Here is a 21,171-nt window from a genome sequence, read left to right as displayed (position 1 = left end):
ACCTCTTTCAAAACAAGTCCGCTTTAGTTCCGGTAAGGGTTGGCTCTATTTTCATATAATCGGCAATCGTCTGTCCTATATCGGCAAAGGTCTGCATAGGCTTAAGCTGCTTACATTCAATGCCTGCTCCCGAAAAGAGTACGGGAATTTTTTCGCGCGTATGGTCCGTGCCGCTCCAGCTAGGGTCATTGCCGTGGTCCGCCGTCATCAGCAGCAAATCGTCCGGATGCAGCAGAGCGGTAATTTCCGGCAGTCTGCTGTCGAAATATTCCAGTGCCTCGCCATAGCCCTGAATGTCACGGCGATGTCCGTAGGAGGAATCAAAGTCAACAAAATTAGTAAAGACAATGGTATTATCTGGAGCATCGGCTACAGCCTGCTTCGTTGCATCTATCAGCTTATCCAGGCCGCCTGCCGCATAATGCTTTGTAATACCGCGATGCGCAAAAATATCGGCAATCTTGCCTACGGCGTAAACGCTGCCGCCGGCTGCAACCATTTTATCAAGCAATGTCGGCTGCGGTGCCGGTACTGCGTAATCGTGACGGTTGGTTGTGCGGGTAAAATCCGCAGCACAGGTGCCGACGAACGGACGCGCTATTACCCGGGCAATATTATACGGCTGCACCAGCTTAAAAGCCAGCTTGCACAAATCATACAAGCGCTCCAGGCCAAAGGCTTCCTCGTGCGCTGCTATCTGCAGCACGCTGTCGGCGGAGGTATAAATAATCGGCTTGCCGCTTCTTACATGCTCCTCTCCCAGCTCCTTGATAATTTCGGTACCGCTGGCATGACATTCGCCCAGTACGCCCGGCAAATTGCCCTGGCTGATGATTGCGTCTACCAGCTCCTGCGGAAAGCATTTCGGCACATCAGGGAAATAGCCCCAATCAAAATTAACCGGCACACCGCTGATTTCCCAATGTCCGCTCAACGTATCCTTGCCAAGGCTGACCTCCTGCGCATAGGTATAAGCGCCAATTGTATGCTCAGCGCCCAGTCCTGCCAGCAGCGCTTCGCCACGGCTCAGCTCTGCAGCTGCCTGCAGTCCGCGCTCAGCCAGATGCGGTAAATGCAGCGGCTTCGGCGCTTCGCCTGCACGGCGCGGATTTTTTGCCAGCCAATCACAGATATGTCCCAAGGTATCTGCACCCTTATCACCGTAAGCTTCGGCATCATGGGCATAACCGATACCGAAGGAATCCAACAACAGAATAATAGTACGAGCCATTTTTTCACCTGCTTTCTTAAGCAAAAGGGAGCTGCTAACACCAACGCTAAACAACTCCCCTAAAATCAGAATCCTAAGCTTTCGCCAACTAAAATGACTTTAATGCGTCCCTTATTACGACTGGTGCGCGTTATAACAATCTGCGAGCAGATGCAGTCCGCGGAAAGGCAGTCACCGCAAAGGCCGGCTTTATAACAAGGTGTCTGCAGTCCGGCAAACCTTTTGGCATTTATCGGCGCAGCCACATTGCGCGCTCTGTCCATAGCAGCCTCCAAGGAGCCTGTAACTTTATTCAGACCGGCAATAACCAGCACCTGCTTCGGTCCGAAAATCAAAGCGGCGCAACGGTTGCCGTTACCATCGATATTTACCAGCTGACCATCACTGCTGATGGCATTGCTGCTCATTAAATATGTATCACATAAAAGCGCCTGACGCATCAGCTCCATTTTTTCTTCCGGCGTTGCTGCTACAGCTCTGTCAATAACCTTATTGCGCTCTTTAACTGCGTCCAAAAGGCCTATTTCATCAATCGTTACAGAACCGCCCCAGGAAACAACATCCTCCTGCGGAATCAGCGCCAATGCCTGCTCGAGCGCTGTCTGCTTATCAGCACAGTAATAAGCATCAAAGCCACGCAGCTTCAGTTTTTTTACCAGCGTTGCGCCCAAAGCCTCATTGCGCAACATTTCAGCCTGCTGCATAGAATCTCCTCCTGTTCCATTAACAAGCTACTGTTGATTATTCTTCGATATCACCGATTGCTACTTCATCAATGCCGTCTTCCTCTGCCAGGTATACATTGATAGCTTCCTTGTGGGAGGTAGGAACATTTTTGCCGGCAAAGTCAGCACGAATCGGCAGCTCGCGATGTCCGCGGTCAATAAGTACTGCCAGCTGAATAGCCTTCGGACGGCCCATATCCATAACCGCATCAAGAGCAGCGCGGATAGTACGACCGGTGTACAGCACATCATCAACAAGAATTACGGTTTTGCCGTTCAGATCCAGGTCAATTTCTGTACCGTGTACAATAGGATTATATGCAAGAGTAGACAGGTCATCACGATAAAGAGTGATATCCAGCATTCCTACCGGCAGCTCAACATTCTCTATATCTTTAATTGCTGCTGCCAGGCGTTCTGCGATAGGTACACCGCGGGTACGGATGCCGACAATAACAACATTGTCTACGCCTTTATTTCTTTCGATAATTTCATGAGAAATACGGACAATTGCACGGCGCATAGCCTCTGCATCCATAATAACATTCTTTTTAACAAAATTGCTCATTTGGCTCACCTCTTATTTTTATTCAGGCTTTTTAACCTGCTATCAAGACTGCCCTAAGGCAGAGCTCAACTAATTAAACTGTCCCAAGCGCAGGCGGGTAACAATCTTATGCATATCCTCCGGCAACGGAGCTTCAAAGCTCAAGCGTTCTCCCGTACGCGGGTGGGTAAATTCCAGTGTCTGCGAATGCAGAGCCTGTCCCTGAATGCTGAAGGGAGTTTTCATCGGAGAATATTTCGGGTCACCAACCAAAGGATAGCCCAGATACTCCATATGTACGCGAATCTGATGCGTACGTCCCGTTCGCAGGCGGCAGCGCACAATAGTATATTTGCCGAAGCGCTCCAGCACCTCGTATTCGGTAACAGCATCACGTCCGCCTTCTTTGACAACCGCCATTTTCTTACGGTCGTTTTTATCACGGGCGATAAGCGTTTCAATCACGCCGCTGTCTGTCTTTATGTTGCCGCGTACTACAGCAAGATAGGTACGCTGGGCGGTTTTAGCCTGTATCTGCTGCGACAGAGAAAGATGCGCCGCATCATTCTTGGCGCAAATCATAATACCGCTGGTATCCTTATCCAGGCGGTGGACAATGCCGGGACGAATGACACCGTTAATACCGGATAAGTTTTTACAGTGATACAAAAGCGCATTGACCAGCGTCCCGCTTAAATTACCAGCCGCCGGGTGCACTACCATACCGCGCGCTTTGTTGACAACAACAACATCCTCGTCCTCATAAATAATATCCAGAGGAATATTTTCCGGCTGCACATCAAGTGGCTGCGGCTCAGGCAAGGTAACATCAATCTCGTCACCCAAACGCAGCTTGTAGTTGGATTTCAACACCTTGTTGCCACGCACCGCACGGCCCTCCTCCAGCAGCTTCTGCATATTAGAGCGAGTAAGCTCCAGTAGCGCCGCCAGGCCTACATCAGCACGCTGGCCAGCCTCCTGTTCAGTTATAATTAATCTTTGCTGCTCAGCAGCTCCGTTTTCAATATGCTCCATATAATCAAACCTACTCCCACACAAATTGCGATATCTGCCACATTAAATATCGGCCAGATACGAAAATCAAAAAAGTCAATTACTACACCGCGTGCAGTGCGGTCAATAAGATTACCCAAAGCACCGCCGGCAAAAAGCGCTGTGCCCCAGCAGGCCATTACGCCACTTTTGGCAATTTCCCTGCGCATAAACCAAACACCGCCGATTACGGCAACCGCAATCAGTACGAACAGCCAGCGGCTGCCCTCAAGCATGCCGAAGGCGGCACCACGATTCAGTATAAATGTCCAGTGAAATACATTATTAATCACCGGTACGCTCTCCCCTAACGCAAAATGTGTTACCACATAATACTTTGTTGCCTGGTCCAGCAGAACCACCAGCAAAGCTAACAAACCATAAACCATTTTATTCTCCTATTATCTTGATATGTATATTATAACACACTAAAGACATAAAAATACAGATGACACAAAAACTTAATGAAAAAAAGCCATTGCATATTTCCGCAATGGCTTTCGTAAATACTAATTAATTATTTTCAGTTGCCAGATCTTCACGAATCTCAGCAAGCTGTTTGCGACGGCTGTGAACCTTTTCCCAATGCTCGAAGTACAGCTTGGTTTCTGCAACAACTACACCGCTCAGGCCCAGCAGAGCAATCAGGTTAGGAATAGCCATCAGACCGTTAACGATATCGGCAATAATCCAAATCATTTCCAGCTTCAGGAATACGCCCAGACCTACCAGAATGATGTAACCGATACGGTAAGGCATGATGCATTTTACGCCGAAGAGATATTCTGCGCAACGCTCGCCGTAATAGCTCCAGCCGATAATAGTGGTGAAAGCGAAGAGTACCAGACCACCGGTCAGGACATACTTGGCAACAGCCGGGAAAGCAGAAGCGAAAGCAGCCTCAGTCAGTGCAGCACCGTTCAGGTCGCCGGTCCAGGCACCGCTGACGATGATAGACAGGCCGGTCATGGTGCAGATAATGATGGTATCGATAAAGGTACCGGTCATAGAAACAAGGCCCTGTTCTGCAGGCCATTTGGTTTTTGCTGCAGCTGCTACGATAGGAGCAGAGCCCAGGCCGGATTCGTTGGAATAAATGCCGCGGGCGATACCGCTGCGCATAGCCAGCATAATTCCGGCACCGGCAAAGCCGCCTGCTGCCGCAGTACCGTTGAAGGCACCGTCGATAACCAGCTTAATTGCAACCGGCAAAGCATCGGCATAAAATACCAGCACGGAAACGGTTGCGATAACATAAACAGCAGCCATGAACGGAACAATCTTACTTGCTACGTTAGCAATGGATTGCAGACCGCCAATAATAACAACAGCTACAAGAACAGTCAGAACTGCTGCTACAACATATTCGGAAACACCGAAGGATACATTAACAATAGAGGTGATTGCATTTACCTGAGTAAAGGTACCGCTGCCCAGGCAGGCAGTCATAACACCGAAGATAGAGAACATTACAGCCAACGGCTTGAATTTTTTGCCTAAGCCCTGTTCAATGTAGTACATCGGACCGCCGGAGGCATTGCCGTTTTCGTCATAGGTACGATACTTAACAGCCAATACGCCTTCGGAATATTTGGTTGCCATACCGAAGAAAGCAGCCAACCACATCCACAGCAGAGCACCGGGACCACCGAGCTTAATTGCCGTTGCTACGCCAACGATATTACCGGTGCCGACAGTTGCAGCCAAAGCAGTGCACAAAGCCTGAAAGCTGCTTACATCACCTTCGCCCTTGCTGCGGGCGGTAAAAATCAGCTGCAAGGCTTTAGGCAGCTTCATAACCTGAAGCAGGCCAAGACGGACGCTCATTAAAATGCCTGTGCCAATAAGCAAAATCATCAAAGGCGGGCCCCAAATGAAGCCATCAATAGAATTCAAAATCTCCAACATAAAAAATTCCCCCAGTAAAAACTTAAAACACGTTTACAATTTAAGGCTTTTTCCCGAAGCCCATGTATAGTATTGTATCACATCAATATATAGTGTACAATACTTCACGCGATTGTATACACGTATTCTTCTTAGTGGCAGGGAATAGTGTGACAAATCACTGCATAAAAGAAACAAAGCGGAAATGCTCGTCCAGATAGTTTCCGGCAAGTGCTACACCCTTACCCATAGTAAAGGCCGCCAGCACGGTGCCAATGCCCAAGCCGTCTACATGACCGATGAGCAGAAATGTCAGAGCCGCAGTAACAGCCAGGCAGGTAACATCAAAGGTAATTTTAATTTTGGCATAGGCAACCTTAATGATTTCTGCCAGCTCACGCGGAAACAAATCCGTAGGAATAATCGGCAGACCGCAACGATTGGAAAGAGCAATACCAACACAGATAAGCACATAGCTTATGACAAAATACAGTACACGCCAGGAAAAATCCTGCGGCAGTAAATTGATATACATCTCGAACAAATCAAGAAACTGGCTGAAAACAAAGCCTACAACAAAGCTGAACAGATAGGACGGCACAAATTTCTTTCTCAGCTGCATCAGACTTGCAATCAGCAGGCCTTGGAAAATATAGGTCCATGTTCCGAGCGTCAGATGCGGAAAGGCTTCGGAAAAGGCAAAGGGCACACTGCTGATAGCACTGATGCCTGAGCCTGAATACAGCATCAGAACTACGCTGAAGCTGTTGATAATAACTGCGACAAGTAAGGCCAGCTCACCGCGCAGTGTCAATTGTGATTGTTGCTGATTTAATAGCATTTTTAGAAAAATCCCCTCTTTAAGATAGCTTTGCAGCAATTAAAAGCCACGCTGCAAAAATAAAGTTTAAACTTATTTTTTCCGCATGTCAAGCACCCGGCAAACATATTTTACAAAAGCAAAAAGCCTCCGTCTGCGGCCAAAGGCCACAGGCAGAGGCTTCTATTCCTTAATCAGCAATGCTTATTTTACTTCGCATTCTACACGTGCCAGAATAAAGCACAAATCAGACAAACGGTTCAGGCAAACCAGAACATTGGGGTTAACCGGTTCGTTTTCAGCCAGACGCAGCAGGCAACGCTCGGCACGACGGGTAGTAGTGCGTGCGATATCCAGTGCGGCAGCACCTACAGTATCGCCGGGGATAATGAAATGGCCCAGCGGCTGCAGCAGAGAATCAAACTTGTCGATTGTATCTTCAAACAGCTTAACGTGTTCTTCTTTGATGTAAGGTTCGGGCAGGTTGAGGCTGGCAATATCAGCCATCACAGACATGAGCAGCTTTTGTACATTGAAAATGGTTTCACGCACGTCCTCACGCGTAACCTGAGCACGTGCCAAACCTAATGCCGAGGAAATTTCATCCACAGTACCATAGGCTTCTACACGCAGGCTTTGCTTGGGAACACGTTCTCCGGTGTACAAACCGGTAGTTCCTTTGTCACCGGTTCTGGTATAAACAGCAGCTTTCTTCATTTCTGCACCATCCTTTCCGTGAGAGTGTAACCCCTCTCAGTCAGCTCATGGCTGCCGAAAGGCTAAAGTTAATTAGTAAATTTCTTCCGGAGCGAAGAAGTTGTTGATTTCGCGTTCAGCAGCTTCCGGGCTGTCGGAACCGTGAACAATGTTTTCACCGATGCTCAGAGCGAAGTCGCCGCGGATAGAACCGGGAACTGCTTCAATCGGGTTGGTAGCACCGTTCAGTTGACGAACAGCTTTGATAGCGTTTTCGCCGCGGATTACAGCGCAAACCAGCGGAGCGGAGGTGATGAAGTCAACCAGTTCGCCGAAGAAGGGTTTGCCTTCATGCTCAGCATAGTGGAATTTAGCTTGAGCTTCGGTAACTTTAACCAGTTTCAGAGCTGCAACTTGCAGGCCTTTGTGTTCGAAACGAGCGATGATATCGCCGATCAGATTTTTCTTAACTCCATCAGGTTTTACGAGTACGAGTGTTTGTTCCATTTGTAAATCTCTCCTTAAAGTGTAATTAAATTTTTATACTAACCCAGTCACCGATGTGACTTAGAGGTATAGTTGAAGTTGTTAACGGATACCCATTTTTCTTGCCTGCTCACGCAGCAGCTGAACTCTTTCCTCGGTTGCGGGGTGAGTACTGAAAAGCTGCTTGGCATCAACACCGGCAAAGGGGTTGATAATAAACATATGCGCAGTTGCTTCGGTAGCACCGGGCATTACGCGACGCTCAGCATAGGCTTCAATCTTCAGCAGAGCATCAGCCAGAGCATTGGGATTGCCGCAAAGCTCACCGCCGGATTTATCTGCCATATATTCGCGGGAACGGGATACTGCCATCTGAATCAGCATAGCTGCCAGAGGCGCCAAAATCATAACCAGAATAGATGCGATAGGATTACGGCTTTCGCCATTCTCATCACGGCCGCCGCCAAAGAACATGCCCCATTGGGCAATCGTGGAAATAGCACCTGCCATAGAAGCGGCAATGGTACTTACCAAAATATCACGATGCATAATATGGCTCAGCTCATGACCTAAAACACCGGCCAGCTCTTCCTTGGTCAGCATATCTGCCAGCGCAGTATTTACAGCAACGGCAGCATGCTCCGGATTTCTGCCGGTAGCAAAAGCGTTAGGCACCGGACTATTGATAATATAAACCTTCGGCATAGGAATATTGGCTTTTTTAGCCAGCTTTTCTACTATTCCGTACAGCTCCGGCGCACTGTTGCGGTCAACCTGTTGTGCATCATAGTGTGCCAGAACCATCTTATCGCTGTTCCAATAAGCAAAGAAGTTCATTGCCACGCCTACAAAAAGCATTACGGTCATGCCGCGCAGACCACCGAAGAAGTCGCCCAGGAGCATCAGCAGCGCTGTCATTAACGCCATTAAAAACGCTGTTTTCATCTAAGTAATTTCCTCCTCATAAAAGACCTGCACTGTAAACAGGTACAGGCATTAATAGAATACATTTTCAACATATCTATTATAACAAGTAATTACTTATTTTTCAATTTGGGCCTTGATAGAGTTTAACATATTTTCACTGTTTTCACGAACTTTTTTCTTAAGAATAGGATTCAGGAGGCCGGCAATCATCGGAATACCGAACTCAAAATCAACTGCCAGCGTTACCTCGCAGCCATCAGCCTGCGGTGTAATAAGCCAGGAGCCTTCCATTTTCTTTAAATCACCCTCGGTCTGAGCGTAGGTAATTTTCAGCTCCTCAGGATAGAAGGTATCGCGCTCGGTCCAGACAATTTTGCGTCCGTCAACATTGCTTACCCAATGAGAAACAGTGTAATTCTCACCACGCTCCAGAATTTCTACGCTTACCAGGTCATGCATAAAATTAGGGTAAGCAGCCATATCCTTAATAATATCATAAATTTTTGCACCATCACCCTTGATGGTGGTTTTGCTCTCTACATAAGGCATAATCTTATCTCCTCTTATAAATCTTCAATAACATCCGCGGTTTCTTTAACAGCGCCTCTGAAAGCCTCCAGAACATGGTCAATAACCTCTTTAGGCATAATCAGCGGCGGCTCCATACGTATAACCTTAGGATTGTTCAAGGTATAAGCAACAATAATGTGCTGGTTAATCATCAGGCTCATCAGCATACCGCCGGCACCCTCTTTGGTCAGCTCAATGCCGATCATCATACCGCGACCGCGTACTTCCTTGATAACGGAAGGATATTCCGCAGCGATAGCCTCCAGACCAGCCTTCAGATAAGCACCTGCCTCACGTCCGCGACGCAGCATATCCTCTTCCTTAATAGCCTTGATAGCTGCTACACCGGCAGCGCAGGCCAGCTGGTTGCCGCCAAAGGTAGAGGTGTGCAGGAACGGTGCTTCAATAAGACCGGCCCAGGCACGCGGAGTACCGATAATCGCACCTATGGGCATTACACCACCGCCCAAAGCCTTAGCGCAGGCCATCAGGTCGGGAGTAACGCCGTCATGATTAACGCCGAACCATTCGCCGGTACGGCCGATACCTGTCTGTACCTCATCGGCAATCAGCAGAGCACCCTTCTTCTCGCAGATTTCCTTCACCTCACGCAGGTAACCCGCAGGCGGAACAATAATGCCGCCCTCGCCCTGAACAGGCTCTAAAATAACAGCAGCAGTATCTTCATCAACAGCAGCATCAACAGCTGCGGCGTCGCCGTATTCTACATGAGTAAAGCCATCGAGCAGCGGTTTAAACGGCTCGCGGTACATATCACGTCCGGTAGCAGTTAAACTGCCAAAGGTTTTGCCGTGAAAAGCATTCTTGGCAGCAACGAACTTTTTGCGTTTTGTTGCCAGACGTGCTACCTTCAGGCAGCCTTCAACGGATTCGGTACCGCTGTTGACAAAAAAGCTGTACTGCAGCTCACCGGGGGTAATCTCTGCCAGTGCCTCCGCCAAATCAGCCATCGGACGGTTGAACAGCACCTTGCCGCACATCGGCATAGCATGCAGCTCCTTTTCTACGGCCTCAACAACCTTCGGATGACGATGGCCTAAAGCAAACATACCGTAACCGCCCAAGCAGTCAATAAACTCCTGCCCTTCACTGTCGGTAATCGTCCAGCCCTCAGCATGGCCTTCAATGCTTGCCAGGCCCATAAAGCGGAACAGCTTTGCCTGAGCAGGATTGATATACTTTTCATATTTACCGATTGTTTCTTCTACATAATTAGACATTTTCTTACCTCGATTCAGTTTATGTAAATTAGAGTTTTGCAAACAGAATATGTACTCATAAGAGCCTCTCCTTGGGGAGAGGTGGCATCGCGTAGCGATGACGGAGAGGGGTGTATCATTTTACCGTATAAAACACTATTCACGAACAATCCCCTCTCAGTCGCCTTTTAGGCGACAGCTCTCCCCAAGGAGAGCCAATTTTTCTTAAGAATTACAACTTTTGAACAACACACCAGAGCAAGCAACTGATATATCGTGTAGTGAATAAAAATTTTAGAAAATGAGTGTCTGGAACCATAGAAGCGGCGCAACTGTTTGAGCGCTATTCCGCACTCAGATTGCAAAAAATCTTAGCTTAGCGCGAGTTTTGCGGCGCTTCGTTCTGGTTCCACACGAAATTTGCGTTGTGCCCTGTGGGCACGGGAAATTTTTTTCTGAGCGGAACGATATGTTAGTTGCGCAGTTATCAGGCGCGAACCTTTCTTAGCAACTTCTTTCAGTTATGAAAGAAGTTGAATCAAACACCTAATACTGATTTAATACAGCAGCTCCGTCACCGGCACAAAGGTTATCCCCGTCCGCTTAAACTCCGCCGCATACATCTCCCAGCATTTAGCAGTATTCGGTCTGGCATGACAGATAGCAATAACGCTGCCATTCTTTTCCGCCATAGCGAAAGCCTTATATATCTGCTGACGAATCGCCTGCACGTCAGAGCTGTTATCCAAAAAGATATCATTACGGGCCGTAGAAACACCCAACTGCTGCGCCATATTGCGTGCTACCGAAGCAGAATTTGTACGGCTGTCCACAAAAAACAGCTTTTGCCGCCGCAGCTCCTGCAAAACAACTCGCATAGTATCCTTATCAGCAGTCGCCTTCGAGCCCTGATGATTATTTACACCCATAACTCCCGGCAGACTGTTAAGCGCACGTCGCGTCAAGGACAGCTTCTCCGCCGCAGGCAAATCCGTACGGACAGTAGTAGCTCCCTCGCTCATAGCACTGCGGTCAATAGGCTCCATCGGCAGATGCAGCATCGGCACACGTCCTTTAGCCTTTACCATCTCCAGAACATCGCTGCTGTACTGCTTATACGGCAATATCGCATAGCTGAACGGCAGACCGGTATTCAGCAGCTTGCGCACCGGCGCCATATCATAACCGCAGTCATCAATAACGATGGCTACTTTTCCTCTGAATTGCCTGACGGTCCCCTGCTGCTCCTCTTCTGCCTTTTGCTCAGGTAAATCCTTAACATCCTTATCCTGCTTGGTCAGGTTACTGTTATGGAAGAAAATCACAGTATCCGTTACAAAGCTCTTGCTGCCTGCACCGGCCTTAACCTTAATACCTATTTCTGCCTTATAAGCATCCCATTTTTTATATTTGGCAGGCTTACCGCTGATATAAACCAGTCCGGCCTGCTCAGCCTTGGTCTGCAGCCAATCGCAGGCACCGGCAAGGCTTGTACCGGAGGGTACGCCAACTGCCAGCTCACGCTGGTTAATCTGCACTTTGGCACCAGATTCTTCAACCTCAACATCCTTTTTGCCGTGATCGTTTTCAATCAACTGCCAATTATTTTTCTGCAACAAAATATTATCCAGCAGACGCTGCGCCTCTATGGACTCGTCCAACAGACTAATATTCTGCGCCTCATCGCCCTTTTTAGCCAACACATCCTTTTTGCTTTGGCTATTGGCAAAGAAAAGTCCGCAGGCAATGGCAATTACTGCCACAATTGCTATTAAAATCAGAACACCATACTTGCTGCCGGAGGATTTTTCCTTCCTTCTTCTTGTCATAGCTGTTCTCCCTTCTTAAGCCCTTGGATGTGCCTTATCATACACCTCACGCAAGCGCTCCACATCAAGATGCGTATATATTTGCGTTGTAGAAATATCAGCATGTCCCAAAAGCTCCTGTACTATGCGCAGATCGGTACCATTATTTAAAAGATGCGTAGCAAAGGAATGGCGCAGCATATGCGGTGTAACGCGCTTGCTGATGCCTGCGCTCTTGCCATAGGCCACAATTATTTCGTAAAAACGCTCCCGCGTCATCGGTCCGCCCCAGCCTGTCACGAAAAGCTCTGCAGCCTTATCGGGCTTGCCATGCAACAGCTGCGGCCTTACTACCGTCAGATAATGCTCCAGATAATGCAGTGCAGTGCGTCCTAAGGGAAGCATACGTTCCTTGGAGCCCTTGCCCATAACAATAACATACTGCATCTTCATATCAACATTCTTCACCGGCACATTTACCAGCTCCGAAACACGCATGCCGGTAGCATATAACAGCTCCAACATCGTCTTGTCGCGATAGCCGTCCAAGGTTCCCAAATTAGGCTCATCCAAAAGCCTTTCTACCTCCTGAACGCTCAGCACCTTCGGCAAATGCAGTCCTCTGCTCGCCGCCTCCAGCACCTCGGCAGGATTACGGCGGATATAACGCTCTGCCGTCAGAAAACGGTAAAACGCTTTTATCGAAGCCAGCTTGCGTGCTACCGTAGAAGCTGCACGTCCCTCCTGCTTCAAACGTACAAGATAGGCAATCAGCTGCTGTCGCGAAACCTGCAGCAGCTCTTCATCTGCTTTCAGCTGCAGGCTTTTCATCAGCAGGCGCAAATCACGCAGATACGCCAGCTGCGTATTTTTAGACAAACCCAGCTCTACCATCAGATATTCCTGGAACAATGCCAGATAGTCAAACATAAAACCTGCCTCCACCCTACAAATCTGCCATTAGCAAAAATTTCTGGTGCATTCATCTTCAGAAAAAGAAAAACAACGCTGTTGCGCCGTTTTTCTTCATACCTATACTATATTAAAATTCTTTTTTCTCAGGCTGCATAATAGTAATATTAGTTGCCGGGGAAATAGTGGAAATAGCATGCTTGTACACAAGCTGCTGCTTGCCTTCGTTTTCAATAATAACGGTAAAATTGTCAAAGCCTCTTACCAAGCCACGAATTTGGAAGCCATTCATCAGATAGATAATAACACCCAGGTTTTCCTTGCGAACATGGTTTAAAAAGCTGTCTTGCAAATTCATTGCGGGTTTTACTGAAGTAATCATTAAAAGCCCCTCCTACTCATTTCGTTATCTCCGGAAGCACAGATTCCTAAAAACCTACACTCCTCTTTATACTTATATTTTACACCGAAATGCCACTTTCTACAAGTATTTCGGAAATTTCTGCCACTGCCTGTTGATAATCAGGCTCATCATCCAAATGCAGCCAGTGAATATAAGGCATTTTTTTATACCAGGTAATCTGCCGTTTAGCAAAGTTACGCGTTGCCTGCTTCAGCTTGTCTACGGCAGCAGCGTAATCCATGCTGCCGTTAAGATACCACACCATCTGTCTGTAGCCGATGCTCTGCATTGACTGGCACTCGGGCACTACCCCCTGCTCCAGCAGGCTGCGCACCTCCTGCTCCAGACCGGCCTCCAGCATCAAATCCACACGTTTGTTGATGCGCTCGTACAGCGCCTGACGCTCCATCTCCAAGCCGATAACCACAGCATCATAAGGACTTTCCTGCGCACCATATTGGTTGACAGCCTCGCCCTGCATAGCAGATTCCAGTGCACGGATAACGCGACGCACATTATTGGGATGAATGCGCTGCGCCTCCTGCGGCGCCAACTCCTGCAGGCGCGCATGCAGCGCCAACGCGCCCTTTTCCTGCGCCTCGGCCTCCAGCCTGCGGCGCAGCTCGCTGTCCTCATCCGCATTGTTAAAGGCATAATCCTCAAGCAATGCTTTTATGTACAGACCTGTACCGCCGGCAATTATCGGCAGATGTCCGCGCGCATTGATTTCCGTAATCAGCGTAGCAGCACGCTCCTTAAAACCCACAACGCTGAAGGATGCATCCGGCGGCAGAATATCCACCAGATGATGCGGCACAGCCTCCAGTTCTTCAGCAGTAGGCTTCGCCGTACCGATATTCATATTTTTATAAACCAGCATTGAATCACCGGAAATTATTTCCCCCTGAAACTGCTTGGCAATCTCAATAGCGCAATGACTTTTTCCGGTTGCTGTCGCTCCTAAAATAACAACTACCTTGGGTTTTTGCAACATAAATCACCTTTTTATTATTCCGTACTTAATCCTGCTGTATTTGCCGCCGATAAATTCCTCGCAGCCATACTCGCGCAGAATATATTCGCTGCGCTCCTTGATAACCACGCGCGGCGCTACACGCAATGCAAGCTGCAGCGTTTCTGCCGACAGCGCTTCCTCGTAGGAAAGCGGACGCAATGCTTCCATGCCCTTGGCACCATTTACAGGATGACGGAACATCGGATCGAAATAAACAACGTCAAAGCTGTCCGGCGCACACTGCGCCAGATAATTCTCCGCCAACGCCTGCGCCGGCTGAATCCGGCGCAGTGCTGCCGTCAGGTCTGCATCTTCTGCCACATAATGCTGCAAACCATAGCTCACGGCAAAATGAAGCAGCGGTGAAGCCTCCAGCCCCACAACTGTTCCTTCGTCCCCGACAATATACGAGCTGATGGCGGCATCAGCAGCAAGTCCCAGCGTAGCATCCAGCACTCTTTTTCCCGGACGCAGGTCCAAAGCCGTCAGCAAATGCTCCGTCGTACCACGCTTCAGCTGCTGCAGACGCAGCACCGCCATACCCGGATGATAGGCAAAGCTGCCTACGGCACTGTGAATACGCGGACCATCCTTTTCGCCCACAACAAGTGCCGACAGGTCATATTGCGCCATAAGCTCGTCTACGCCCATATTATGCGGTCGCTCTACGTAAATTGCACCTAGCTGCTCCGCCCAGGCCCTGGCCTGAGCTGCAGCGGCGCTGCCTGTAGCATTTCTGGCCGTTGTTACGCCAATTTTGCCTGTAAGCATCAAAAGCCCGTCCTTTTAAACATTTTATACAGCTGATTGCTGTCAATTTCAATCATGCAAGGTCTGCCGTGCGGGCAGGTAAACGGATGCGTGGTATTGCACAAATCAATAATCAGCTGACGCATCTGCCGCATATTCAGCAGCTGTCCTGCCTTAATTGCCGCCTTGCAGGCAGTCATGTGCAGTACCTCCTGCCGCAAATCGCTGCCATTGACATTACGCATTTCCCGCAGCATTTTGCTGATAGCATTGATAAAATCTTCAGCAGCATCTGCCTTGATATCCGCCGGCAAACTGCTCACGCGCAGCAGGCTTTCGCCGGCGCTGGCTGCATCAACACCCAAAGCCAGAAATTCGTCCCTGTGCTCCTCAATCAATGCAATATCATCGGCAGCCATATCCACATAAAGCGGCATCAAAAGCTGCTGCGACGGAATCTGCTCATGCGAAGCCACCAGCTTGTCATAAAGAATACGCTCATGGGCAGCATGCTGGTCGATAAGATAAAGCGTTGTTTCGCTTTGGGCAATAATAAAGGTTTTATCAACCTGTCCAATCGGCCAGATAGTATCCATGCCACTGTCAGTATCAGTAAAAGCAATAGTTTCCCTATTGACCGCAGGTGCAGCCTCCGTCGGCTGCGGTTTGGCAAATTCGCTGCGCGCCTCATGCACCTCCAGTACAGGCTCCTGATATCCCTTGGTATAGGAAACGGTTGCAGATGTTTTGTTGAAATCATCAAACGGCTGCCACATAGCCTGCTGCTCTGCCTGCTCTTTTTTTACGGTAGGCACAGGCTGCTGCTCATTTACCAACAGCTCTTCTGCTGCAGGCTGCTCCTCATTACGCTCCGGCGTTTTGAAAATCGGCTCTGCGCTGCTCTTGAACACTGGCTCGGCTGCGCTCTGTGGCTCTTCCCTGCGTTCCGGCGTTTTGAAAATCTGCTCCGCGCCACCTTTGAACACAGGCTGCTGCGGCTGATACTCCGGCTTAGGCTGCGGTGCAGGCGTAACCGGCACAGAAACAGCTTGCGGCTGCGGCTTCACAAACACATTCAGCTCTGAATCAGGCAGCAGCGTTACCTGCGTCTTTTGCGCGCTCATCGGCTTCGTCAGTGCATCGGTCAGCGCCTTATACATAGCCTTGTAAATAAGGCTGTCATCACTGAATTTAATCTCACTCTTCTGCGGATGCACATTAACATCAACGCTGGCTGTATCAACTGTTATATTGATAACAGCAAAGGGAAAGCCGCTTTTGGGAATCTGCGACTGATAAGCATGGTCCATGGCCTTGGAAAGCATTTTGCTGCCGATGCAGCGGCCGTTAACGAAGAACGTCTGCCACTGGCGCGTTCCCTTCAACAGCGTAGGCTTGCCGATAAAGCCGCTAACTCTTACCTTAGGATCGTTCAGCGATACCTCCAAAAGGTTTTCGGCAACATTCTTGCCATACAGTGCTTTAATCGCATGCTCCAAATCTCCATCACCGGGAGTGCTGAGCACCTCTTTATCATTGTTCACCAGCTTAAAGCGCACATCAGGACGCGAGAGCGCCAGCCTTGTCAAAAGCTCGCTGATATAACGTCCTTCAGTGCTCACTGTTTTCAGGAATTTACGGCGTGCAGGCACGTTAAAGAACAGATTCTCTACAATAACAGTAGTACCCGTACTGCCGCCGCTTGCCGTAACCTCCGTGTTTTCGCCGCCGTCGATATGCACAGAAGTAGCGAATTCCTCACTCTCCGGACGGGTAAGCAGCGTAAAGTTAGAAACAGAGGCAATACTGGGCAAGGCTTCACCGCGAAAGCCCAAAGTATTCAGACTCAGCAAATCCTCAGCCTTCGTAAGCTTGCTTGTGGCATGGCGTAGCACAGCCATTTTGGCATCAGCCTCACTCATGCCACAGCCATTATCAGTTACTCTGATATATTCCGTACCGCCGGCAAAAATCGTTACTTCAATTTTATCCGCACCGGCATCCAGTGCGTTCTCAACCAATTCCTTTACTACGGACGCAGGCTTTTCTACAACCTCGCCGGCAGCAATCTGATTGGCGGTATTCGTATCCAACAAACGGACGGCATGCTCTTCTGCCATTATTTACCCAGCTCCTTTCTTGCTTCATCCTGCAATTTATACAAGGCGCTCATCGCCTCAATCGGTGTCATGCTCATAACATCGAGCTTCAAAAGCTCATTGGCAATAGAACTGCCAAACAGCGAGCCCATCATATTATCCTGCGGTGCTGCAGCAGCTGCAGGCTGCTGTACACGGCCGTTGTCATTATCATATTCCTTCAGCAGCTCTTCCGAACGCTCCAGCACCTTCTTCGGCAGACCGGCGAGGCGTGCAACATGTACGCCGTAGCTGCGGTCGGTTCCGCCCGGTACAATACGGCGCAGGAAGATAATATCCTTGCCTCTTTCTTTAACGGCAACGGAATAATTTTTCACACCGCTCAGCACATCCTCCAAGGCAATCAGCTGATGATAGTGCGTAGCAAACAGCGTTTTCGCCTTGATGCGGTCATGGATATATTCCATAACAGCGTGGGCAATGCTCATACCGTCAAAGGTGCTGGTGCCACGGCCCACCTCGTCAAGGATAATCAGGCTGTTTTTCGTAGCGTATTTCAAAATCTGCGCTACCTCATTCATTTCCACCATAAAGGTGCTCTGGCCTGTCGCCAGGTCATCGCTGGCGCCTACACGCGTAAAAATTTTATCTACCGGGCAAACGCTCGCCTGACGCGCAGGAATAAAGCTGCCGATTTGCGTCATCAGCACCAACAGCGCCACCTGACGCATGTAGGTTGATTTACCTGCCATATTCGGACCGGTAATAATTATCATGCGCTCGTCGGTATTATTCAGATTGGTATTGTTGGGGACAAAAATCTCCTTTTCCAGCAAGCGCTCTACTACGGGATGGCGTCCGTCAACAATCTTGATTTCGCCGTTATTATTCAGCTCAGGTCTTACATAATTATATTTATAGGCAGCCTCAGCCAAGCCTGTCAGCACATCAATATAGCTGACGGCGCGGGCAGTTTCCTGAATCTCCTTGATTTTGCCGCGAATCAATGTACGCAGCTCATCAAACAGATAATATTCCAGCTGCTCAATTTTTTCCTTGGCGCCGAGAATCTTATTCTCGAACTCCTTAAGCTCGGGAACAATATAGCGCTCCGCGTTTACCAGCGTCTGCTTGCGTACAAAGTACGGAGGCACGCTGCTGCTCTGTCCCTTGCTTACCTCGATATAATAGCCGAAAACCTTGTTGAAGCCGACCTTCATGGTTTTAATGCCGGTTTCCTCTTTGATTTTCTGCTCAAAGTTCTGCATCCAGGTTTTGTTGTCGGCAGCAATCAGATGCAGCTCATCCAGCTCCTGATTATAGCCGGTGCGAATCATGCCGCCCTCGCGGACAGAAAACGGCGGCTCATCGACAAGCGCCTGCTGTAATCTTGCAGCCAGCTCCTCGTGCAGATGCAGGCCCTTCCACAGCTTGCGCAGCAGTCCGCTGCTACAGCCTTCCAGAATGCCCTTCAGTCCCGGCAGTACGCTTAAGGAATTGCGCAGCGCCACCAAATCTCTGGCATTGGCACTGCCCACCTCAATACGGCTGACAATGCGCTCCAGATCCGCTACCGCCTTCAGCTGCGCCACAATTGCTTCGCGCAGCTCGGCAGCTGCCGCCAGCTCGGCCACCGCCTCCTGACGCTCATAAATGCGACCCACATCCAGCAGCGGACTTTCAATCCAGCTGCGCAGACGGCGCGCACCCATCGAGGTATTGGTAAAATCAAGCACCTGCAGCAGCGTACCGCGCTTCGAGCCATCCGTCATATTGCGAACCAGCTCCAGGTTACGGATAGCGGTCACATCAAGGTTCATAAAGCTGTTGCGTTCAATCCGCACCAGGCGGTTAATATGGCTCAAATCGGCCATTACCGTTCCATGCAGATAGCGCAGCAAAAGCTCAACCGTACTGTGTACCTCATCCGGCACGTCACTGCCGGCAAAGTGCTGCGTAAAATAATCAGCCTCCGGCGTACTCTCGTCATAATGCGTAACAACGCATTCTGGCAATCTTGCAGCCAGCCATTCCTGCAGCTTCTCTCTCATTTCCTCCGAAGTAAAATGAACAACAAGCTCTGCAGGCTGCAGTCTGTAAAGCTGCTCGGTAATATTCAAAAAGCTTTCCGAAGTTTGGTCAAGGAACCATTCGCACTCGCCCGTTGTTACATCGGCCGCTGCCAGGCACATTCCCTTTTCCTGCGCCTGCTGTAAAAATACCAGATAGCGGTTATGCTTATCCTCCAGAAGCTGTTCGTTCAGCGCCGTTCCCGGCGTAATAATTTTAATAACCTTACGCTCAACAATGCCTTTGGCGAGCTTGGGATCCTCCACCTGCTCGCAGATGGCGATGCGGTAACCCTTTTTTATCAGCTTGGCGATATATCCGTCCACCGAATGATAAGGCACACCGCACATCGGCATATTTTCCATACCATTAGAGCGCTTGGTCAGTGTTAAATTCAGCTCACGCGATGCAGTAAGCGCGTCATCAAAAAACATTTCATAGAAATCGCCCAAGCGAAAGAAGAGCAGCTCATTCTGATGCTCCTGCTTCACTGCCATATATTGCTGTACCATGGGCGTAACATTTGCAGCAGCCATTAATCAACCGCCTTACCTTTCACTAGCCAGGTCTGTGCAGCTTCAATCTGCACGTTAACCTTCTGTCCAACCTCGTATTGCTTATCTTCAATCGGCCATAGTACCAGAACTCCTGTGCGTGTGCGGCCGTTCCAAACTGTTTTCTGCTTGCTGGGGCCTTCTGCCAGCACTTCTACAGTCTGACCTACAAGCTTTTCATGGCACTTCAGGCTGTTCTCGTTCTGCAGAGCCATCAAACGGTTCAAGCGTTCCTTCTTCACTGCCAGCGGCACCTGGTTTTCCATTTTGGCTGCAGGTGTACCGCTACGCTTGGAATAAATAAAGGTATAAGCAGAGGTAAAGCCAACCTGACGCACGACATCCAAAGTTTCTTCAAAATTCTCTTCGGTTTCGCCCGGGAAGCCTACAATAATATCTGTGGTAATCGTTGCGTCCGGCACATACTTGCGTACCATCTTCACCAGCTCCAGATATTTTTCCTTCGTGTAACCGCGGTTCATGCGGCGCAGAATTTCCGAGCTGCCTGCCTGAAATGGCAGATGGAAGTTTTCGCAGATGTGCTCACATTCTGCAACAGCCTTGATAACCTCCTCGCTCATATCACGCGGGTGGCTGGTCATATAATGAATACGCTCAACGCCGGGAATAATATCCACACGGCGCAGCAGCTTAGCGAAAGCATCCTTATCACCAAAATCCTTGCCGTAAGAATTTACGTTTTGGCCCAGCAAAGTAAATTCCTTATAGCCTTCTTTAACCGCTGCCTCAATCTCGGCAACAATATTATCGATGCTGCGGCTGCGCTCGCGTCCGCGTACATACGGCACGATGCAGTAGGTGCAGAAATTATTGCAGCCATACATAATAGGAATCCAGGCAGCAAAGGCGCTTTGGCGTACCATATGACCTTCAAACTCACTTTGGTGAATAGTCAGATCGGTATAAACCGCAGCCTTGCGCTCTGCCAAAAATTCCAGCAGCAAGCGTTTAAAATCGTTAACGTAAGCAGTACCCAGCAGCAAATCTACCTGCGGATGCTTTTTACGCAGCTTTTCGCCGTCCTTCTGTGCCATACAGCCTGCAACACAGATAACTACATCCGGATTGGCACGCTTTACAGCCTTTAATTCGCCAATTTTGCCGGCAATTTTCTTTTCCGCACTTTCGCGCACGCAGCAGGTGTTGACAATAATTATATCTGCGGTATGAAAATCAGGATTAGGCGCATAGCCCAGCTCCTGCAGCTGTCCTGCATAATGCTCCGTATCGGATTCATTCATCTGGCAGCCATAATTTATCAGACAGTAGGTTTTATTTTTATCACTCATGTAAATACCTCCGTGTAAAATCAGTCTATTATTATATTATACCCAATTACAGTCACTTCCCGCAACATTTCCCACGGAAAGAAGTAGG

The 21,171-nt window shown here is 49.0% G+C and carries 20 protein-coding genes; all 20 read right to left on the bottom strand.

Translation table 11 applies throughout. The annotated features are described in order from the left end of the window. Nucleotides 1–7 precede the first annotated feature (7 nt). The gene (locus tag RDW05_RS03290) at nucleotides 8–1,231 is read right to left on the bottom strand and encodes a phosphopentomutase (RefSeq protein WP_307977822.1); all 1,224 of its coding nucleotides are present in this window, start codon (nucleotides 1,229–1,231) and stop codon (nucleotides 8–10) included. 65 nt (nucleotides 1,232–1,296) lie between these two features. Further along, complete coding sequence (locus RDW05_RS03285; RefSeq protein ID WP_307977821.1) at nucleotides 1,297–1,935, bottom strand: lactate utilization protein; 639 nt, start codon at nucleotides 1,933–1,935, stop codon at nucleotides 1,297–1,299. Between the two features lie 37 nt (nucleotides 1,936–1,972). Beyond that, a complete protein-coding gene (gene pyrR, locus RDW05_RS03280) occupies nucleotides 1,973–2,524 on the bottom strand; it encodes a bifunctional pyr operon transcriptional regulator/uracil phosphoribosyltransferase PyrR (protein WP_021720014.1) in 552 nt (183 codons plus the stop codon). 69 nt (nucleotides 2,525–2,593) lie between these two features. Beyond that, complete coding sequence (locus RDW05_RS03275; RefSeq protein ID WP_307977820.1) at nucleotides 2,594–3,538, bottom strand: RluA family pseudouridine synthase; 945 nt, start codon at nucleotides 3,536–3,538, stop codon at nucleotides 2,594–2,596. After that, nucleotides 3,496–3,945: a signal peptidase II gene (lspA, locus tag RDW05_RS03270; protein ID WP_304243393.1), complete on the bottom strand. Its 450-nt coding sequence runs from the start codon at nucleotides 3,943–3,945 to the stop codon at nucleotides 3,496–3,498. Before lspA ends, RDW05_RS03275 begins: the two co-directional genes overlap by 43 nt. A gap of 124 nt (nucleotides 3,946–4,069) precedes the next feature. Then, entirely contained in the window at nucleotides 4,070–5,464 is a 1,395-nt protein-coding gene (locus tag RDW05_RS03265) for a sodium:alanine symporter family protein (protein WP_307977819.1), read from the bottom strand. A gap of 157 nt (nucleotides 5,465–5,621) precedes the next feature. After that, nucleotides 5,622–6,284 carry a DUF6198 family protein gene (locus RDW05_RS03260; protein WP_307977818.1) on the bottom strand — a complete coding sequence of 221 codons (663 nt, stop codon included), beginning with the start codon at nucleotides 6,282–6,284 and terminating at the stop codon, nucleotides 5,622–5,624. Nucleotides 6,285–6,467: 183 nt separating this feature from the next. Continuing rightward, nucleotides 6,468–6,980: a cob(I)yrinic acid a,c-diamide adenosyltransferase gene (locus RDW05_RS03255; protein WP_021720018.1), complete on the bottom strand. Its 513-nt coding sequence runs from the start codon at nucleotides 6,978–6,980 to the stop codon at nucleotides 6,468–6,470. 72 nt (nucleotides 6,981–7,052) lie between these two features. Next, nucleotides 7,053–7,466 carry a nucleoside-diphosphate kinase gene (gene ndk / locus RDW05_RS03250; protein WP_009145907.1) on the bottom strand — a complete coding sequence of 138 codons (414 nt, stop codon included), beginning with the start codon at nucleotides 7,464–7,466 and terminating at the stop codon, nucleotides 7,053–7,055. 81 nt (nucleotides 7,467–7,547) lie between these two features. Next, the gene (gene htpX / locus RDW05_RS03245) at nucleotides 7,548–8,390 is read right to left on the bottom strand and encodes a zinc metalloprotease HtpX (protein ID WP_303707666.1); all 843 of its coding nucleotides are present in this window, start codon (nucleotides 8,388–8,390) and stop codon (nucleotides 7,548–7,550) included. 96 nt (nucleotides 8,391–8,486) lie between these two features. Then, a complete protein-coding gene (locus RDW05_RS03240) occupies nucleotides 8,487–8,921 on the bottom strand; it encodes a type II toxin-antitoxin system RatA family toxin (protein ID WP_009145909.1) in 435 nt (144 codons plus the stop codon). A 14-nt stretch (nucleotides 8,922–8,935) separates the two neighbouring features. Then, on the bottom strand, nucleotides 8,936–10,183 hold the full coding sequence (locus RDW05_RS03235) for an aminotransferase class III-fold pyridoxal phosphate-dependent enzyme (protein ID WP_276632868.1): 1,248 nt from the start codon (nucleotides 10,181–10,183) through the stop codon (nucleotides 8,936–8,938). Between the two features lie 536 nt (nucleotides 10,184–10,719). Next, complete coding sequence (locus tag RDW05_RS03230; protein ID WP_307977817.1) at nucleotides 10,720–11,991, bottom strand: divergent polysaccharide deacetylase family protein; 1,272 nt, start codon at nucleotides 11,989–11,991, stop codon at nucleotides 10,720–10,722. Nucleotides 11,992–12,006: 15 nt separating this feature from the next. Beyond that, nucleotides 12,007–12,900, bottom strand: coding sequence for a site-specific tyrosine recombinase XerD (xerD, locus tag RDW05_RS03225; RefSeq protein WP_304277100.1), 894 nt, complete (start codon nucleotides 12,898–12,900; stop codon nucleotides 12,007–12,009). 112 nt (nucleotides 12,901–13,012) lie between these two features. Next, the gene (gene hfq / locus RDW05_RS03220; protein ID WP_210684039.1) at nucleotides 13,013–13,264 is read right to left on the bottom strand and encodes an RNA chaperone Hfq; all 252 of its coding nucleotides are present in this window, start codon (nucleotides 13,262–13,264) and stop codon (nucleotides 13,013–13,015) included. A gap of 79 nt (nucleotides 13,265–13,343) precedes the next feature. Then, nucleotides 13,344–14,279 carry a tRNA (adenosine(37)-N6)-dimethylallyltransferase MiaA gene (miaA, locus tag RDW05_RS03215; RefSeq protein WP_307977816.1) on the bottom strand — a complete coding sequence of 312 codons (936 nt, stop codon included), beginning with the start codon at nucleotides 14,277–14,279 and terminating at the stop codon, nucleotides 13,344–13,346. A gap of 3 nt (nucleotides 14,280–14,282) precedes the next feature. Continuing rightward, nucleotides 14,283–15,071, bottom strand: coding sequence for a class I SAM-dependent methyltransferase (locus RDW05_RS03210; protein WP_307977815.1), 789 nt, complete (start codon nucleotides 15,069–15,071; stop codon nucleotides 14,283–14,285). After that, complete coding sequence (gene mutL, locus RDW05_RS03205) at nucleotides 15,071–17,170, bottom strand: DNA mismatch repair endonuclease MutL (protein ID WP_307977814.1); 2,100 nt, start codon at nucleotides 17,168–17,170, stop codon at nucleotides 15,071–15,073. The genes RDW05_RS03210 and mutL overlap by 1 nt, the downstream gene beginning before the upstream one ends. Beyond that, a complete protein-coding gene (mutS, locus tag RDW05_RS03200; protein WP_307977813.1) occupies nucleotides 17,170–19,755 on the bottom strand; it encodes a DNA mismatch repair protein MutS in 2,586 nt (861 codons plus the stop codon). The genes mutL and mutS overlap by 1 nt, the downstream gene beginning before the upstream one ends. Further along, on the bottom strand, nucleotides 19,755–21,083 hold the full coding sequence (gene miaB, locus RDW05_RS03195) for a tRNA (N6-isopentenyl adenosine(37)-C2)-methylthiotransferase MiaB (RefSeq protein ID WP_307977812.1): 1,329 nt from the start codon (nucleotides 21,081–21,083) through the stop codon (nucleotides 19,755–19,757). The genes mutS and miaB overlap by 1 nt, the downstream gene beginning before the upstream one ends. Nucleotides 21,084–21,171: the final 88 nt, after the last annotated feature.

It is taken from the genome of uncultured Phascolarctobacterium sp., from assembly GCF_902463975.1.
Classification (GTDB): domain Bacteria; phylum Bacillota; class Negativicutes; order Acidaminococcales; family Acidaminococcaceae; genus Phascolarctobacterium_A.
The sequence above is the reverse complement of the archived record's forward strand: the minus strand, read 5'-3'. Positions and strand labels throughout refer to the sequence as shown.

Excerpts from the sequence above, each read along its gene's own strand:
- hfq (WP_210684039.1), bottom strand. The coding sequence starts at position 13,264 with ATGATTACTTCAGTAAAACCCGCAATGAATTTGCAAGACAGCTTTTTA.
- miaA (WP_307977816.1), bottom strand. The coding sequence starts at position 14,279 with ATGTTGCAAAAACCCAAGGTAGTTGTTATTTTAGGAGCGACAGCAACC.
- RDW05_RS03275 (WP_307977820.1), bottom strand. The coding sequence starts at position 3,538 with ATGGAGCATATTGAAAACGGAGCTGCTGAGCAGCAAAGATTAATTATA.
- RDW05_RS03260 (WP_307977818.1), bottom strand. The coding sequence starts at position 6,284 with ATGCTATTAAATCAGCAACAATCACAATTGACACTGCGCGGTGAGCTG.
- RDW05_RS03285 (WP_307977821.1), bottom strand. The coding sequence starts at position 1,935 with ATGCAGCAGGCTGAAATGTTGCGCAATGAGGCTTTGGGCGCAACGCTG.
- RDW05_RS03230 (WP_307977817.1), bottom strand. The coding sequence starts at position 11,991 with ATGACAAGAAGAAGGAAGGAAAAATCCTCCGGCAGCAAGTATGGTGTT.
- RDW05_RS03210 (WP_307977815.1), bottom strand. The coding sequence starts at position 15,071 with ATGCTTACAGGCAAAATTGGCGTAACAACGGCCAGAAATGCTACAGGC.
- lspA (WP_304243393.1), bottom strand. The coding sequence starts at position 3,945 with ATGGTTTATGGTTTGTTAGCTTTGCTGGTGGTTCTGCTGGACCAGGCA.
- xerD (WP_304277100.1), bottom strand. The coding sequence starts at position 12,900 with ATGTTTGACTATCTGGCATTGTTCCAGGAATATCTGATGGTAGAGCTG.
- miaB (WP_307977812.1), bottom strand. The coding sequence starts at position 21,083 with ATGAGTGATAAAAATAAAACCTACTGTCTGATAAATTATGGCTGCCAG.
- ndk (WP_009145907.1), bottom strand. The coding sequence starts at position 7,466 with ATGGAACAAACACTCGTACTCGTAAAACCTGATGGAGTTAAGAAAAAT.
- htpX (WP_303707666.1), bottom strand. The coding sequence starts at position 8,390 with ATGAAAACAGCGTTTTTAATGGCGTTAATGACAGCGCTGCTGATGCTC.
- pyrR (WP_021720014.1), bottom strand. The coding sequence starts at position 2,524 with ATGAGCAATTTTGTTAAAAAGAATGTTATTATGGATGCAGAGGCTATG.
- RDW05_RS03255 (WP_021720018.1), bottom strand. The coding sequence starts at position 6,980 with ATGAAGAAAGCTGCTGTTTATACCAGAACCGGTGACAAAGGAACTACC.
- RDW05_RS03265 (WP_307977819.1), bottom strand. The coding sequence starts at position 5,464 with ATGTTGGAGATTTTGAATTCTATTGATGGCTTCATTTGGGGCCCGCCT.
- RDW05_RS03240 (WP_009145909.1), bottom strand. The coding sequence starts at position 8,921 with ATGCCTTATGTAGAGAGCAAAACCACCATCAAGGGTGATGGTGCAAAA.
- mutS (WP_307977813.1), bottom strand. The coding sequence starts at position 19,755 with ATGGCTGCTGCAAATGTTACGCCCATGGTACAGCAATATATGGCAGTG.
- RDW05_RS03290 (WP_307977822.1), bottom strand. The coding sequence starts at position 1,231 with ATGGCTCGTACTATTATTCTGTTGTTGGATTCCTTCGGTATCGGTTAT.
- RDW05_RS03235 (WP_276632868.1), bottom strand. The coding sequence starts at position 10,183 with ATGTCTAATTATGTAGAAGAAACAATCGGTAAATATGAAAAGTATATC.
- mutL (WP_307977814.1), bottom strand. The coding sequence starts at position 17,170 with ATGGCAGAAGAGCATGCCGTCCGTTTGTTGGATACGAATACCGCCAAT.